The organism is Mycobacterium sp. E2733 (assembly GCF_001667585.1).
Classification (GTDB): Bacteria; Actinomycetota; Actinomycetes; order Mycobacteriales; family Mycobacteriaceae; genus Mycobacterium.
In genome coordinates this window covers 164,039-182,094 of sequence record NZ_LZJZ01000021.1, presented here as the reverse complement: position 1 = coordinate 182,094, position 18,056 = coordinate 164,039, and the positions used below count along the sequence as shown (strand labels likewise).

Genomic DNA, 18,056 nt, shown 5'->3' with positions numbered 1-18,056 from the left:
CCGTTCCCGCCGGGCTATAACCCGATAGGTCAGAGGATGTGCATGCCCTGGGCCAGCTGCGTGACCCCGACCACGGTGAAGACGGTGACGAGAATCTGCCGGTGGTGGGCGCGCACCCAGTCGTGCAGCTGCCGCAGGACGGCCTGGGTTCGGGCCGGCGCCGCGACATAACCGACCAGGATCATTTCGACGACGGAATACATCAAGAGGACGAACGCGATCGAAGCGCTTACCTGCGTGGCGACGGCCGCCCTCGACGCCACGATGATCGCGAGGATGAAGAGCACGCCATCGACCGGCACCGAGGCCAGCCCGATCACCCAGGCAATCCACAGCGATCCTTTCTCCCACGCCCGGTGCGCGCGGTGGAGCAGGCGCCGCATTCCGGAACGCTCGTCGGCGGAAACATCCTGTGCCCGGCTCAGAAATCGTGGGATCGCGATCGGCGTATCCGAGGCCGGCGCGGCAGTCGAGGTTCCGTGGCTCGATACTCGGGCCTCCGCCCGCTCGCGCGTTGAGAAGCGCACGGCCATCACCGTGGCGATCGACAGCGCGAGCACGCCAAGCCCGATTTGGATGTGGGGGAGGGTGGAGTTCGCGGCCGGGGCGGCCGAGCCGTGCCCGAGGGTGCCGAACGTGGACGTGAAGTTCAGCAGCATCAGCGGTGCCACCAATTCGGGCACACATACGGTGAGGCCACCTAGCCAGTAGGCAAGCAGATTCGGCCCGGGCCGCGGCCGGGAGATCATCAGGAGCGCGAGGCCGAGACGCACCGGATTGAGCGCCGCCAGAATTCCCAGCCCCAGCACTGACCCCCACATTGGCGCAGCTCTACCCGCGACCGGGCGGGTCTAAACAAGGCTACCGGAGAACCGTGACCCAGTGCATAAACTCACATCTCCGCACCACCGCGTCCGTCTGGATCCCCGAATCCCGCTCCGGCTCAACATGTTCGAGGAGCGCAGTCCCGACCTCGGAAATTTGAACGTTCGACCAACGCGGCGTGAACGCGCGCGTGGAGGTTTGGCAGATCAGTCACAGCCGAGCCTGCCGGCGAGACACCGCCGCGGCAACGGCATACCCAGTGTCTAGATCTCCCGCTGCGTCGACCCTGGGTTGGGTGAATTACCTTCGGACATACACCGCCCGGCGGCAGCAACGTTCGACGTCAGCCTCGGTCAAAGCGAGGGACGGACGACAGCAAGCCTCGATCGCCGTCGACTCCGGGAACGAGCGACGCATTTTTCCTGTGCAAGCGAACCGGACGCATGGCGCTTAGCACGTGAAAGATCGGAATTTCGAAGCGCCAGCCGATCAGTGTGCGCAGGCGTGGATGAACCCGGGCGCAAAGCGCCCGAGCCCGCCACAGCAATTTTGATACGCGGGGGTCTGCAAACGGCGACCGCTGCCGATGTCGGGTTCGGGACGCGGCGGCGCCCGTCCGGTATGAGAACGAAAGAGGTGGCGGGACAAGTTTGTTTTGCTGAGCGGCGTGACACGCGTGCAACATGCGTCAAGGCGAATCTCTTACGTATGAACGAAATTCATATGTTTGGCCCCGGGTACCGCCGGGTACTTGCGGAGCCGTGGAGTGCGACATCCAAAGTCGTAGTGCCAGCCAGTCAGTGGTCCGCTGGTGCGCCGACGGAAGCCCCCGCGGAGCGGCGTATGCCGCTCCCGGGTTACCGTTGACGTTACGGACGATATTCCGGTTCGGGTCGGGGACAGAACCGGGGCCAGAAACCGCAGCCACGACGGTCACATCACGACGGGGATCTCCGCGGAGCTCACTTACACCGCAGTGTGTCTGTGAGCAGGTCGACATACTGGTCGAAGCTAACGGCCAATCCTGAAGCACTGCAGCGTTTTCGGGCTGCGCGCAGCGTTTCTGCATTTTCCATCTCTGTGTAGGAGGTTGTCCGTTGCAGCTCAATCCGTTCGATGATGACAGCGGCAAATTTTTCGTATTGGTCAATGATGAGGAACAACACAGCCTTTGGCCCGTCTTCTCCGACGTCCCAGCGGGATGGCGAGTGGTATACGGAGAGGCCGACCGCGCGGGCTGTCTCGACTACATCGAACAGAACTGGCCCGACATTCGTCCGAGGAGTATGCGGGAGAGGTTGCCCGCTTCTGGTTTGTGATGTGTAGACGGTCTAGGTATGAAGGAGTCGGGAAAGCTTTCGGGGGGATTAGTGGAATTCGGTGACCGGGCACTACCGCTGACGCGGGCGCAGCTGGACATTTGGCTCGCGCAGCAAACGGGTCACTTCGATGTGGCGTGGCAGCTCGGTGTGCTCGTGCGGATCGAGGGCACCGTCGACCGCGCCCTCTTCGAGCAGGCCATGCGGCACGTGGTGGGCGAGGCCGAAAGCATCCGCGTGTGCTTCTTCGAGGTGGACGGGGAGGTCTTTCAGAAGGCGATCGACGACCCGGATGTCGAGCTGGCCTTCTACGACCTGAGCGCCTCGTCCGATCCCGAGCGCGAGGTTCGGGAGAGGGCATCGGCGATCCAACGGACTCCGATGCCGCTCACCGGCCCGATGATCAACTTCTACTTGTTCCAAACGGCGCCCGATGAGTACTACTGGTTCACCTGCTGTCATCACATAGCCATCGACGGGCTGGGCATCGCCCTGCTTGGCCGCCGGATAGCGGCTGTCTATTCCGCGCTTGCCTCAGGGGCGGACATATCCCCTGCCTTCTTCGGCTCGTTGCGGGACCTCGTCAGCAGCGAGCTGGAGTACGCGGCATCCACCGATTACGTTACGGATCAGGCTTATTGGGCTGAGCACCTGCCCTCGGCAAGCGAACCCGATTATCGGTTGACCCAAGCCGCCAGCGAGCGGGACCCGTATACGCCGTCTGCGCCAGTCCAGTTGGACTCGTCGGTGGTCGGCTCGATCAAGCAGTTGTCCAAAGCGTTGGGCATCCGCCGATCATCGGTCCTCACCGCCGCGTGCGCGCTCCTGGTCCGCGGGTTCCGCGCTGACAATTCAGACGAAGTGGTGCTCGACTTCCCGGTCAGCCGCCGACTGGATCCCGGGTCGAAGACGCATCCCGGAATGCTGGCCGGGGTGGTGCCGCTGGTGCTGAATGCGCCACCGACAGCCACAGTCGCCGACTTTCTTCAGCAAGTCGATACGCGCTCACGAGAGGCGTTGCGGCATCAGCGGTTTCCTGTGCACATGCTTGGCGGCGACGGCGGTTTCCGTGGCGCTCCGCAAGCGTCCAATCGCGTAGTCGTCAACTTCGTTCCGGCCAGACTCACCCTCAGCCTCGCGGGCGTTCCCGCGACCGCGACGTACACCACGTTCGGCCCGGTCGGCCACTTCGGGCTGTTCTTCCTCGGATTCGGGGATCAGCAATACCTGAGCACGGTCGGTGTCGGACAACCCTTTTCAAACTTCGACGTCTCGGACCTGGCCGGGCGATTGCAACGGCTGTTGGTGGCGCTGGCGGCCGATCCTGGGCGGGTGTTGTCGTCGGTGGATGTGCTCGGTGGTGGCGAGCGTGCGCGCTTGGATGTGTTTGGTAATCGGGCGGTTTTGGCCGGTCCGGGGTCGTCGTCGGTGTCGGTGTGTGCGTTGTTTGCTGCGCAGGTGGCGCGGGCGCCGGGGGCGGTGGCGGTGACGTGTGGTGGGTTGTCGGTGTCGTATCGGGAGTTGGATGCGGCGTCGACTCGGTTGGCGCGTTATCTGGCGGCTCGGGGGGCGGGGCCGGGGTGCACGGTGGCGTTGTTGTTGTCGCGGTCGGCGGAGGCGGTCGCGGCGATGTTGGCGGTGTTGAAGACCGGGGCGGCGTATTTGCCGATTGATCCGGTGTCGCCGGATTCGCGGGTCGGGTTCTTGTTGGCCGACGCGCGGCCGGTGGCGGTGGTGACCACTGCGGATTTGGCTGGGCGGCTCGAGGGCCGGGGTGTGGTGGTGATCGATGTCGACGATCGGGGTATCGGTGCTGTGCCGGATACGGCGTTGCCTGAGCCCGATGCCGAGGCGCTGGCGTATGTGATTTATACCTCGGGGACCACGGGTGTGCCCAAAGGTGTTGGGGTGACGCATCGTAACGTCACCCAGTTGCTCGGGTCGCTGGATGCGGGGTTGCCGTTGCCGGGGGTGTGGTCGCATGCGCATTCGCTGGCTTTTGACGTCTCGGTGTGGGAGATTTTTGCCCCGCTGCTGCGCGGCGGCCGGGTGGTGGTGATCGACGAGGACACCGCGCGTGCTCCGGAGGACCTGCACCGCGTCCTGGTTGCCGAGGGTGTGAGTGTGGTGACGCAGACGCCGTCGGCGGTGGCGATGCTGGAGCCGGCCGGTTTGGATGGGGTGGCGTTGGTGATGGCCGGGGAGGCGTGTCCGGCTGAGGTGGTGGACCGGTGGGCGCCGGGTCGGGTGATGGTCAATGCCTATGGGCCGACCGAGACCACGATGTGTGTGGCGATCAGTGCCCGGTTGGAGGCGGGCTCGGGGGTGCCGCCGATCGGGTCGCCGGTGCCGGGGGCGGGGTTGTTTGTGCTCGATGGCTGGTTGCGGCCGGTGCCGGTGGGGGTCATCGGGGAGTTGTATGTGGCCGGGGCCGGGGTGGGTGTCGGTTACCTGGGGCGTGCGGGACTGACCGGGTCGCGGTTTGTGGCGTGTCCGTTTGGTGGGTCTGGGCAGCGGATGTATCGGACCGGGGATCTGGCGTGTTGGGGTGCTGATGGGCAGCTGCGGTATCTGGGTCGCGCGGATGAGCAGGTCAAGGTCCGCGGGTATCGCATCGAGCTCGGGGAAATCCAAACAGCGTTAAGCGCTCTCGACGGGGTGGGGCAGGCGGTGGTGATCGCCCGCGAGGACCGCCCCGGGGATAAGCGGCTGGTCGGCTATGTCACCGGGACCGCCGAGGCGGGCCGGCTCAAGACCGCGCTGGCCGAGCGGTTGCCCGCGTTCATGGTGCCCGCGGCCATCGTTGCGCTGGAGGGGTTGCCGTTGACCGCCAACGGCAAGCTGGACACCCGCGCGCTGCCGGCACCGGAATACCACGCCGGGAACTACCGCGCCCCACAAAACCCCGTCGAAGAAATCCTGGCCACCATCTACGCCGACGTCCTGGGCGTCGACCGCGTCGGCATCGACGACTCCTTCTTCGAACTCGGCGGCGACAGCATCCTGGCGCTGCAAGTGGTGTCGCGAGCGCGGGCCGCCGGATTGACATGCCGGCCCCGGGACGTCTTCGTCGAACAAACGGTGGCCCGCCTGGCCGGGGTGGTCGGGGTGATCGACGGCGAGACCGACGTGACCGACGATGGTCTCGGCCCGGTGTTCGCCACCCCGATCATCCGGTGGCTGCAGGGCGTCGACGGCCCCATCGATCAGTTCAACCAGACGATGGTGCTGCAGGCGCCCGCAGCAGCGACCGAGGCCGACGTGGTGACCGCCTTGCAGGCCCTGCTGGACCGGCACGCGATGCTGCGGCTGCGCGTCGAGAGCGACGGGCGGTCGTTATGGGTGCCCGAGCCCGGCTCGCTGGATGCGGCCCGCTGCCTGCGATCCGTCGACGCGTTGTCCGATGAGGCGCTGGTGGACGCGCGGTCGCGGCTCAACCCCGCCACCGGAACGATGCTGAGCGCGCTCTGGGCCGGCCCAACCGGCCAGCTGGCGTTGGTCATCCACCACCTGGCCATCGACGGGGTGTCCTGGCGAATCCTGTTGGAGGACTTGAACATCGCCTGGGCGCAGCGCCGGGGCGGGCAGCCGACGGCGTTGCCGGCGGGTGGCACATCCTTCGCCCGATGGGCAACGCTGCTCGACGAGCATGCGCGCCGCCCGGAGGTCGTCGAACAGGCCGACGCCTGGTCGCGAATCGCGGCTACCCCGTCGGCGTTGCCGTCGGTGCGCCGCGACACCGACACCTACGCCACCGCCGGGCACCTGTCGGCGTCCCTGGATGCCGAGACTACGCGCACGCTCCTCGGCGAGGCGCCCGCGGCGTTTCACGCTGGCGTACAAGACATTCTGCTGATCGCGTTCGGGTTGGCATGGGCGGAATTCTTGGGCGATGCCGCCGCGCCGATCGGCATCGACGTCGAGGGCCACGGCCGGCACGAGGAACTCGCGCCCGACGTGGACCTCTCGCGCACGGTCGGCTGGTTCACCACCAAATACCCGGTATCGCTCACGACCCGAGGGCTGGAGTGGGCCCAGGTGCGGGCCGGCGAGCCGGCACTGGGAGCGGTGATCAAAGAAGCCAAGGAACAGCTTCGCGCCGTGCCGCACCCACTGACCTACGGCGTGCTGCGCTACCTGAACGGTGACGTGGAGCTGGACGGCGCCGACCCGGCGATCGGGTTCAACTATCTCGGTCGCCTGGTCGCCGGGCCCGAGCTGCCCGACGAGTTGTGGCGGCTGCACCAGGACAGCCTGTCTTTGACCGCGGCCGCCGCGGCAATCCCAATGCCGTTGGCGCACACCGTCGAACTCAATGCCGGTTCCGTCGAGACCGACGCCGGCCCGCAGCTGCACGCCAACTGGACCTGGGCTCCGTCGGCCTTCGACGAAACGCAGATTTCCCGGCTGAGCCGGCTGTGGTTCGACGCCCTGTCCGGCATTTGCGCGCACGTGCGAGCCGGCGGCGGCGGGCTGACGCCGTCGGACATCGCACCCGCACGGTTGAGCCAACCGCAGATCGACGAGCTACACCTTCGGTACGAACCGGCAGACATTCTGCCGCTCACCCCGCTGCAGCAGGGTCTGCTCTTCCATTCCAGCACCGCGCAGGATAGCGACGACATGTACGCGGTGCAGCTGGATTTCACGCTCACCGGCCCCCTTGACCCCGAACGCCTGCACGATGCGGTGCGCGCGTTCATCAACCGGCATCCCCACTTAGCGGCCCGGTTCTACGAGCGGTTCGACGAGCCGGTGCAGATCATCCCGGCCAATCCGGTGGTGGCCTGGCGGTACGTCGATCTCGACACCGATGCGCAGATCGAGCGGCTGTGCGCCGACGAACGCGCCGCGGTCTGCGACCTGGCCGACCAGCCGCCCTTCCGGGTTGCGTTGGTGCGCACCGCGACCGACCGGCACCGGCTGGTGCTGACCAACCACCACATCGTGCTCGACGGCTGGTCGCTGCCGATCCTGCTGCGTGAAGTCTTCACGGCTTACTATGGGGAGCCGCTCGCCCCGGCCGCGCCCTACCGCAGCTTCGTCACCTGGCTGGCCGATCGAGACCTCGACGCCGCGCGTGCGGCCTGGGCCGAGGTGCTCGCCGACTTCGAAACGCCCACACTGGTCGGACCGAAGGATCGATTGGGGCAAGGTCGGCGCGGATCAGGATCGTTCCGCGTGGCCGAGGAAACCACCCAAGCCCTCAGCGAACTCGCGCGCTCGTGCCACACCACCGTCAGCACCGTCCTGCAGGGCGCCTGGGCGCTGCTGCTCACCTCGTTGACCGGCCAACACGACGTCGTCTTCGGTACACCGCGGTCGCGCGTGGGCCAACTCGAGGTGGCCGGCGCCGAATCGATGGTCGGGCTGCTGATCAACACGGTGCCCGTGCGCGCCACCATCACCGCGACCACCACCACCGCGGACCTGCTGCGCCAGTTGCAGGACACCAACAACGACACGCTCGAGCATCAACACCTGGCGCTCAGCGACATTCATCGCCTCACCGGCCACGAGCAGCTCTTCGACACCCTGTTCGTGTACGAGAACTACCCGATCGGCGACGGCATGGAGTTGGGCCCCGACGGGCTGGCCATCGCCGAGTTCACCAATCGCGAGTACAACCACTACCCGCTGACGATGGAGGCCCTCCCGGGCCGCGAGCTCGGTCTGCACGTCGAGTTCGACACCGACGTGTTCGACTCGGCGAGCGTGGAGGCGCTTGTCGAGCGGTTCCGGCGGGCGTTGGTGGCGATGACGGCCGATCCCGCCCGTCGCCTGTCATCCGTGGAGCTGCTTGATCACGCCGAGCGCGACCACGTGCTGTCGCAGTTGTCCGGCGCGGGTGTGGCCGCGCCGGTGGGGGTGGCGCCGGAGTTGTTGGCGGCGGCCGTGGCGGCCGACCCAGACGCGGTGGCCGTGGTCGACGGCGAACGTCAGCTGTCGTACGGCGAACTTGACGAGTGGTCAAACCGCTTGGCGCGCAAGCTGACCGACGCGGGTGTGGGCCCGGAGCGCGCCGTGGGCGTGGCGATCGATCGCAGTGTTGAATTGGTGGTCTCGTGGTGGGCGGCGGTCAAGGCCGGCGGCGTGCATGCGCCGGTGGACCTGGACCACCCGGTCGAGCGGGTCGCCTCGGTGCTGGATGCCGCGGGGTCGGTCTGCGTCTTGGCCTGCGGCACAGACGAAGTGGCCGGGGCCGGCACGCGTCCTGTGCTGCGGATCGACGGGCTGGACCTGTCCGGGTACTCCGCCGCGCCGATCACCGACACCGATCGGCTATCGCCACTGGGCGTGAACAACAGCGCGTACGTGATCTTCACGTCCGGCTCCACCGGCACCCCCAAGGGCGTGGCCGTCAGCCACTCCGGGCTGCTGGGCTGGACCGCCGCGCAACGCGCGCTGTTCGGGTTCGGCGCGGACGCGCGGCTACTCATGGTGGCCTCGCCGACCTTCGACGCATCGGTCGGCGAGCTGTTGCTCGCGGCGGGCTGCGGGGCGGCGCTGGTGGTGGCCCCTCCGGGCGCCTACGCCGGTGAGGCGCTGACCGCGTTGATGCAACGCCAGCGGGTGACCGCGGCCATCCTGACCCCGACGGTGGTGTCCACGCTGGACCGGGCCCGGCTCGGCGACCTGGACACGCTGGTCGCGGTCGGCGAAGCCTGCCTGCCGGAACTGGTGGACGCCTGGGCGCCGGAGCGACGGATGTTTAACGGCTACGGCCCCAGCGAGACCACCATCTGGGTTACCTGTGCGCGGCTGTCGGCGGGGCAGCCGATTCGCATCGGCGCCCCGATAGCGGGGGTGCGCGCACTGGTGCTGGACGCCTGGCTGAATCCGACGTCGGTCGGGGTGGTGGGCGAGCTCTACCTCAGCGGGCCGGCGCTGGCGCACGGTTACGTCCGCCGGGCGGAGCTGACCGCCGAACGATTCGTCGCCAATCCCTTTGGGACCGTGGGCGAGCGGATGTACCGCACCGGCGACCTGGTCCGCTGGGCCCCCGACGGAACCTTGGACTACCTGGGGCGCGCCGACACCCAGATCAAGCTGCGCGGACAGCGCATCGAGTTGGGCGAAGTCGAGAACACGCTGCTGGCCTGCCCGGAGGTCACCCAGGCCGCCGTCACCGTGCAGGATGGTGCCACCGGCGCGCACCTCGTCGCCTACGTCACCCTCGACCCCAACGCCACCGCCGACGGGAGCGCCTCGGACGCCGAAAGCGTCGAACAGTGGCAGCACCTGTACGACGAGTTGTACAGCCCCGATGTCGAGTCGGACTTCGGCATGGACTTCCGGGGCTGGAACAGCAGCTACACCGGCGACCCGATCCCGCTCGAGGAGATGGTCGAGTGGCGTTCGGCGACGGTGGATCGAATCATGGCCCTGCAGCCGCGGCGCGTGCTGGAGATCGGCGCGGGCTCGGGATTGCTGCTGACCCAGCTCGCCCCCGAGTGCGAACAGTATGTCGCCACGGACTTCTCGGCCACGGCGATCGAAAACCTGGCCCGCTCGCTGGAGCGGTTGCAGCTCCCGTGGCGGGACCGCGTCCAACTGCTGACCCAGCCCGCCCACGTCACCGAGGGCCTGCCGCAGGGCTCCTTCGACACCATCATTCTCAACTCCGTCGTCCAGTACTTCCCCAACGCGGCATATCTGGCCGACGTCATCGACAAGGCGATGGAGCTGCTGGCTCCAGGCGGGTCGGTGTTCATCGGCGACATCCGTAACCACGCCCTGCAGGGCGCCTTCCAGACCGGCATCGCCCTGGCCCGCGCCACCGGGACCGCCGACACGGCCGAAATCCGCCAGCGAGTCCGCCACGCCGTGCTCGGCGAGGCCGAATTGCTGCTCGCCCCGGCGTTTTTCACCGAGTGGGCAGCCGAATGTCCGTCTGCGGGCGGGCTCGAGATCCAACTCAAGCGGGGCCTGGCCGACAACGAGCTGAACCGGTATCGCTACGACGTCACCATCCGCAAGGCGCCCGCCCGCGTGCGTTCGGTGGCCGCCGCAGCCACCTGGGCGTGGGACCAGTGCGCGGGCCTGCGCGGTCTGCACGAGGAGCTGATCTCCCAACGCCCCGCCGTCGTCCGCGTCACCGACATCCCGCACACCGGAGTCATCGCCGACGTCAACGTCGAAGCCGCACTCGCCGCCGGGCTGCCGGTGGCCGACGCCCTGGCTCAAGCCGGTCCGGCCACCGAGGCCAGCGCGCCAGAGGAACTGCATCGCCTCGGCGAAGCCGCGGGATACCGCGTCGCGGTGACCTGGGGGGTCCAACCAGGCAAGCTCAGCGCGGTTTTCGTCGCCGACGCCGATGCCGGCCCGCCGCTGACCGACCTCTACCTGCCGCCCGCCGGGCCGAACCAACGCAGCACCGCCAACGACCCCCACGCCAACACCAAGATCGCCGCGGTCCGCGAGCGGTTGGGCGCGTGGCTGCCCGAGTACATGGTGCCGACACACATTGTCGCCCTTGAGGAATTCCCGCTCACGTCTTCGGGCAAGCTCGACCGCAAGGCGCTGCCGGCACCCGACTACCAGGACATGGATCGCTACCGCGCGCCGGCCACCGCCGCCGAAGAGATCCTCGTCGGCATCTACGGCCAGGTGCTCGGGCTGGAGCGCGTCGGCGTCGACGACTCGTTCTTCGACCTGGGTGGGGATTCGCTGTCGGCGATGCGGCTGATCGCCGCGGTCAACACCAGCCTGAACGCCGACCTCGGGGTCCGGGCCGTTTTCGAGGCGCCCACGGTCGCCCAGCTGGTGCTTCTCATAGGTGACGAAGCCAACCGGCCGGCGCCGCTGGTGGCGGCGGAGCGCCCGGCGGTGATTCCGCTGTCGTTCGCCCAGAGCCGGCTGTGGTTCATCGACCAGTTCCAAGGCCCCTCACCGATTTACAACGTCACCGTCGCATTGAAGCTGCGGGGTCACCTGGACGTCGACGCGCTCGGTGCCGCCCTGGCCGACGTCGTGGCCCGCCACGAAAGCCTGCGCACGGTGTTTACGGCAACCGACGGTGTCCCGCAGCAGGTGGTGGTTCCCGCGGAGCGGATCGGCTTTGCCTGCGACGTCGTCGACGCGCGCGGGTGGCCGGAAGACCGGCTGCGGGAGCGCATGTCGGCGGCGGCCCGGTACACCTTTGACCTGGCAAATGAAAGCCCTTTGCACACCGAGCTTTTCACGGTCGCCGACGACACACACATGCTGGTGGTCGCGGTGCACCACATCGCCGCCGACGGCTGGTCGATCACTCCGTTCGCGCGTGACCTCGGGCTGGCGTATGTCAGCCGATGCGCTGGGCAAGCCCCCGAGTGGGCGCCGCTCGCCGTGCAGTACGTCGACTACACGCTATGGCAGCGCGCGCATCTCGGTGACGTGGACGATAGCGGCAGCCGCATCTCGGCCCAGCTCGACTTCTGGGCCGACGCACTGGCGGGGTTGCCCGAACGCCTGCAGCTGCCCACCGACAGGCCCTACCCCCAGGTCGCCGACCACCGCGGCGCCCGCCTGGCGACGGACTGGCCGGCGGAACTGCAGCACCAGCTTCGCCGGGTAGCGCGCGAGCACAACGCGACCAGCTTCATGGTGATTCAGGCCGCGTTCGCCGCGTTGCTCGCCAAGATCACCGCCAGCGACGATGTGGCAGTTGGCTTCCCGATCGCCGGACGGTCCGAACCCGAGCTCGACGATCTGATCGGTTTCTTCGTCAATACCCTGGTGTTGCGGGTCGACGTGGCCGGGAATCCGACGTTCGCGGAGCTGTTGGCCCAGGTGCGACGGCGCAGTCTGGCCGCTTTCGAGCATCAGGACGTACCCTTCGAACTGCTGGTGGAGCGGCTCAACCCCACCAGGAGCCTGACCCACCATCCGCTGATTCAGGTGTTGTTGGGCTGGGAGAACTTCCCCGGCGAGGCCACCGCTCCCGCAGGCGGGCTGGCCCTGGGGGATCTGCAGGTCACACCAATGCCGGTGCACACCAACACCGCTCGCATGGATCTGACATTCTCCCTGGCCGAACGCTGGACCGAGTCCGGGCAGCGCGCCGGCATCGCCGTGACGGCGGAGTATCGCACCGACATCTTCGATGGCAAGACCGTCGAGGGATTGATCGAGCGGTTGCAGCGGCTGTTGACCGCGGTCACCGCCGAACCGGAACGCCGGTTGTCGGCCGTGGACCTGCTCGATGCCGGCGAGCACGCCCGGCTGGAGGAGTGGGGCAACACCGGAGTGTTGGCCCAGCCGGTGCCGCCCGTTTCGGTCCCGGGTTTGTTCGCCGCACAGGCGGCCCGCACGCCCGACGCGGTGGCGCTGGTCTGCGACGGCCACTCCATGACGTACCGGGAGCTGGACGAGGCGGCCAACCGGTTGGCGCACTTGCTGAGGCATCACGGCGCGCGACCGGGCGAGCGAGTGGCGCTGCTGTTTTCGCGCTCCGCCGAGGCGATCGTGGCGATCCTGGCCGCACTCAAGTCCGGGGCGGCCTACCTGCCGATCGACCCGGCCCTCCCGGCGGCGCGGATGGAGTTCATGCTCACCGACGCGGCGCCGATCGCCGCGCTCACCACCGCGGCGCTCGCCGACCGGCTGGACGGGTTCGACCTAACTGTTATCGACGTTCATGACCCCGCCGTTGCCGACCAACCGACCGCGGCCCCACCGGTACCCGCCCCCGACGACCTTGCCCACATCATCTACACCTCCGGCACCACCGGTGTGCCCAAAGGCGTTGCGGTAACCCAAAACAACGTTGCCCAGCTCTTCGACGCGCTGCGGATCGGCATCGAGTTGTCGCCGGAACAGGTGTGGACGCAGTTCCACTCCTACGCCTTCGACTTCTCGGTATGGGAGATCTGGGGCGCGCTGCTGCACGGCGGGCGACTGGTCGTGGTGCCCGAGTCGGTGGCGCGCTCACCGGAAGAGTTCCATGCCCTGCTGGTCAGCGAGCAAGTCACCGTGCTCACCCAGACCCCCTCCGCGGTCGGGATGCTTCCCACGGACGGCCTGGATGCGACGGCGCTGGTGATCGGCGCGGAGCCCTGCCCGCCGGAGCTGGTGGATCGCTGGGCGCCGGGGCGGGTGATGGTAAACGTCTACGGCCCAACCGAAACCACGATGTGGGCGTGCAAGAGCACGCCGCTGCAAGCGGGATCGGGCTTCCCGCCCATCGGCTCCCCGACAACACGAGCGGCCTTCTTCGTGCTGGACGAATGGCTGCGGCCGGTGCCGGCCGGGGTGGTCGGCGAGCTGTACCTGGCCGGTGACGGCGTCGGCGTCGGATACTGGCGCCGACCCGCCCTGACGGCGTCGCGCTTCATGGCGTGCCCGTTCGGCGCACCCGGAACCCGCATGTACCGCACCGGCGACCTGGTGTGCTGGGGCCCCGACGGGCAACTGCGCTACCTGGGCCGCGCCGACGAGCAGGTCAAGGTCCGCGGCTACCGCATCGAACTCGGCGAAATCCAGTCGGCGCTAGGCGCTTTGGAAGGCGTCGAGCAGGCGGTGGTCGTCCCCCGCGAGGACCGCCCCGCCGCCTTGCGCCTCGTCGGTTACGTCACCGGGACGGTGGACGCGACGAAGGCCCGCAACGCGCTGGCCGAGCGGCTGCCCGCGTACATGGTTCCGGCGGCCGTCGTCGTGCTGCCGGCGCTGCCCATGACGGTCAACGGCAAGCTCGACACGCGCGCTTTGCCCGCACCGGATTACCGAACCATCGACAGTTGCCGCGCCCCGACCACCGCGACCGAGGAGATCCTGGCCGGCATCTACGCCGACGTGCTCGGCCTCGAGCGCGTCGGGGTCGACGACTCGTTCTTCGATCTCGGCGGCGATTCGCTGTCGACGATGCGCCTGATCTCGGCGGTCAACTCCGCGCTGGACACCGATCTACCGGTGCGCGTCGTCTTCGAGGCGCCGACGGTCGCACAGTTGGCACCCCGCATCGACGAGGGCGCGGGCCGGCTGGAACCGCTGGTGGCCGTCGAGCGCCCGGCGGTGATCCCGCTGTCGTTCGCCCAGAGCCGGTTGTGGTTCATCCAGCAGCTGCAGGGGCCGTCGCCCATCTACAACATGGCCGCCGCATTGCGGCTGGGTGGCCGCCTCGACGCCGACGCGCTACGCGCGGCCCTGGCCGATGTGGTGCGTCGCCACGAAAGTCTGCGCACGCTGTTCCCCGCCCGCGAGGGAACGCCTCAACAGCTGGTCGTCCCCGCCGAGCAGGTCGATTTCGGCTGGGACGTCGTCGATGCCACCGGCTTCTCGGCCGGCGAGCTGAACGAGGCCATCGAAGTGACGACGCGCCACACCTTCGACCTGGCGGCCGAAACCCCTTTGCGCGCCAAGCTTTTCGCCCTCGGCGAGCAGGAACACCTGCTGGTGATCGTGGTCCACCACATCGCCGCAGACGGCTTGTCGCTCACGCCGTTGGCCACGGACCTCAGTGTGGCGTACACCAGCCGCGCCTCGGGACGGGCGCCTGGCTGGGCGGACCTGCCGGTGCAGTACGTCGACTACACGCTTTGGCAACGCGCGCAATTCGGTGAGCTCGACGACAGTAACAGCCCCATCGCGGCCCAGCTGTCCTACTGGCATGACGCCCTGTCGGGCATGCCCGAGCGGTTGGAGCTGCCGACCGACCGGCCTTACCCACCCGTGGCCGATCAGCGGGGCTCGAGCGTGGTCGTGGACTGGCCGGCGGAGCTGCAACACCAGGTTCGCCGGGTGGCCCGCGAACACAACGCGACCACCTTCATGGTGGTGCAGGCCGCACTCGCGGTGTTGCTTTCGAAAATCACTGCCAGCTACGACGTTCCGGTCGGCTTCCCGATCGCCGGGCGCCGCGACCGCGCGCTCGACCAGCTCGTCGGCTTCTTCGTCAACACGTTGGTACTGCGGGTCGATGTGGCCGGCGACCCCAGCTTCACCGAACTGCTGGCACGGGTCCAGGCGCGCAGCCTGGAGGCCTTCGAACACCAGGACGTGCCGTTCGAGCTACTGGTGGAGCGGCTCAACCCGACCCGGAGCCTGACCCATCACCCACTGGTACAAGTGATGTTGGCCTGGCAGAACTTCGCCGGGCACGACGATCCGGCCGCCGGTCTGGCGTTGGGGGACCTCGAGGTCACCTCCGTGCCGGTCGACACCGATTCGGCCCGAATGGATTTGGTATTCTCGCTGGCCGAACGCTGGAACGAAACCGGCGGGGGCGCCGGAATCGGTGGACGCGTCGAATTCCGCTCCGACGTGTTCGACGCGGCCAGCATCGAGACGCTGATCGACCGGCTGCAGCGAGTGCTGGTGGCGCTGACCGCCGATCCCGCCCGCCCGTTGTCGTCGGTGGATGTGCTCGGTGGTGGCGAGCGTGCGCGCTTGGATGTGTTTGGTAATCGGGCGGTTTTGGCCGGTCCGGGGTCGTCGTCGGTGTCGGTGTGTGCGTTGTTTGCTGCGCAGGTGGCGCGGGCGCCGGGGGCGGTGGCGGTGACGTGTGGTGGGTTGTCGGTGTCGTATCGGGAGTTGGATGCGGCGTCGACTCGGTTGGCGCGTTATCTGGCGGCTCGGGGGGCGGGGCCGGGGTGCACGGTGGCGTTGTTGTTGTCGCGGTCGGCGGAGGCGGTCGCGGCGATGTTGGCGGTGTTGAAGACCGGGGCGGCGTATTTGCCGATTGATCCGGTGTCGCCGGATTCGCGGGTCGGGTTCTTGTTGGCCGACGCGCGGCCGGTGGCGGTGGTGACCACTGCGGATTTGGCTGGGCGGCTCGAGGGCCGGGGTGTGGTGGTGATCGATGTCGACGATCGGGGTATCGGTGCTGTGCCGGATACGGCGTTGCCTGAGCCCGATGCTGAGGCGCTGGCGTATGTGATTTATACCTCGGGGACCACGGGTGTGCCCAAAGGTGTTGGGGTGACGCATCGTAACGTCACCCAGTTGCTCGGGTCGCTGGATGCGGGGTTGCCGTTGCCGGGGGTGTGGTCGCATGCGCATTCGCTGGCTTTTGACGTCTCGGTGTGGGAGATTTTTGCCCCGCTGCTGCGCGGCGGCCGGGTGGTGGTGATCGACGAGGACACCGCGCGTGCTCCGGAGGACCTGCACCGCGTCCTGGTTGCCGAGGGTGTGAGTGTGGTGACGCAGACGCCGTCGGCGGTGGCGATGCTGGAGCCGGCCGGTTTGGATGGGGTGGCGTTGGTGATGGCCGGGGAGGCGTGTCCGGCTGAGGTGGTGGACCGGTGGGCGCCGGGTCGGGTGATGGTCAATGCCTATGGGCCGACCGAGACCACGATGTGTGTGGCGATCAGTGCCCGGTTGGAGGCGGGCTCGGGGGTGCCGCCGATCGGGTCGCCGGTGCCGGGGGCGGGGTTGTTTGTGCTCGATGGCTGGTTGCGGCCGGTGCCGGTGGGGGTCATCGGGGAGTTGTATGTGGCCGGGGCCGGGGTGGGTGTCGGTTACCTGGGGCGTGCGGGACTGACCGGGTCGCGGTTTGTGGCGTGTCCGTTTGGTGGGTCTGGGCAGCGGATGTATCGGACCGGGGATCTGGCGTGTTGGGGTGCTGATGGGCAGCTGCGGTATCTGGGTCGCGCGGATGAGCAGGTCAAGGTCCGCGGGTATCGCATCGAGCTCGGGGAAATCCAAACAGCGTTAAGCGCTCTCGACGGGGTGGGGCAGGCGGTGGTGATCGCGCGCGAGGACCGCCCCGGGGATAAGCGGCTGGTCGGCTATGTCACCGGGACCGCCGAGGCGGGCCGGCTCAAGACCGCGCTGGCCGAGCGGTTGCCCGCGTTCATGGTGCCCGCGGCCATCGTTGCGCTGGAGGGGTTGCCGTTGACCGCCAACGGCAAGCTGGACACCCGCGCGCTGCCGGCACCGGAATACCACGCCGGGAACTACCGCGCCCCACAAAACCCCGTCGAAGAAATCCTGGCCACCATCTACGCCGACGTCCTGGGCGTCGACCGCGTCGGCATCGACGACTCCTTCTTCGAACTCGGCGGCGACAGCATCTCGGCCATGGGCCTGATCTCCGCGATCAACAGCAACCTGAACGTCGGCCTTCCGGTGCGCGTCGTGTTCGAGGCGCCCACGGTCGCCCAGCTCGCGCCGCGGGTCGGTGAGGGCACGGGCGGGCTGGAGCCGTTGGTGGCCGCCGAGCGGCCCGCCGTGGTCCCGCTGTCGTTCGCGCAGAACCGGTTGTGGTTCCTCGACCAATTGCAAGGCCCGTCACCGGTTTACAACATGGCAGCCGCGCTGCGGCTGAGCGGTCGGCTCGACGCCGGCGCGCTGGGTGCGGCGTTGGCCGACGTGGTGGCGCGCCACGAAAGCCTGCGCACCTTGATCGCCGCGCCCGAGGGAACGCCCCAGCAGCTCGTAACCCCCGTCCACCAGGCCGACTTCGGGTGGGAGATCGTCGACGCGAGCGGCTGGTCCGCCGGACAGCTCGACGAGGCCATCGGCGACACGGCGCGCTACACCTTCGACCTGGCAGCCGAAATCCCCATGCGGGCAGAGCTTTTCCGCATCGCCGAGGACGAGCACGTGCTGGTGGCCGTGGTCCACCACATCGCCGCCGACGGCATGTCGATAACCCCGCTGGTGCGAGACCTGGGCATGGCCTACGCCAGCCGCTGTGCCGGGCATGCCCCCGGATGGGCGCCGTTGGCGGTGCAATACATCGATTACACGCTTTGGCAACGCGCCCAGTTCGGCGATCTCGACGACGACGAGAGTCCCATCGCCGCTCAGCTGGCGTACTGGGAAGAGGCCCTGGCCGGGATGCCCGACCGAGTGCCGCTGCCCACCGACCGGCCCTACCCGTTGGTGGCCGATCAGCGTGGCGCCACCGTCGAAATCGATTGGCCCACCGCGCTGCAGCATCGGGTCGGCGAGGTGGCCCGCAAGCACAACGCGACGAGCTTCATGGTG

At 68.2% G+C, this 18,056-nt stretch carries 3 protein-coding genes (1 of these 3 cut by a window edge); 2 read left to right on the top strand and 1 reads right to left on the bottom strand.

The features are described from left to right. Window positions 1-29 precede the first annotated feature (29 nt). The gene (locus A5678_RS04860; RefSeq protein WP_068039228.1) at window positions 30-821 is read right to left on the bottom strand and encodes a GAP family protein; all 792 of its coding nucleotides are present in this window, start codon (window positions 819-821) and stop codon (window positions 30-32) included. Window positions 822-1,922: 1,101 nt separating this feature from the next. Here A5678_RS04860 and A5678_RS26320 point away from each other — a divergent pair. Together A5678_RS26320 and A5678_RS04855 are read left to right on the top strand one after the other, a co-directional pair. Continuing rightward, complete coding sequence (locus A5678_RS26320) at window positions 1,923-2,144, top strand: MbtH family protein (protein ID WP_082945386.1); 222 nt, start codon at window positions 1,923-1,925, stop codon at window positions 2,142-2,144. A gap of 18 nt (window positions 2,145-2,162) precedes the next feature. Continuing rightward, window positions 2,163-18,056: the 5' portion of a non-ribosomal peptide synthetase gene (locus tag A5678_RS04855; RefSeq protein ID WP_068039224.1), read on the top strand. It continues 15,264 nt past the right edge of the window; the window shows 15,894 of its 31,158 coding nt (coding positions 1-15,894); it begins with the start codon at window positions 2,163-2,165; its stop codon lies off the right edge, out of view.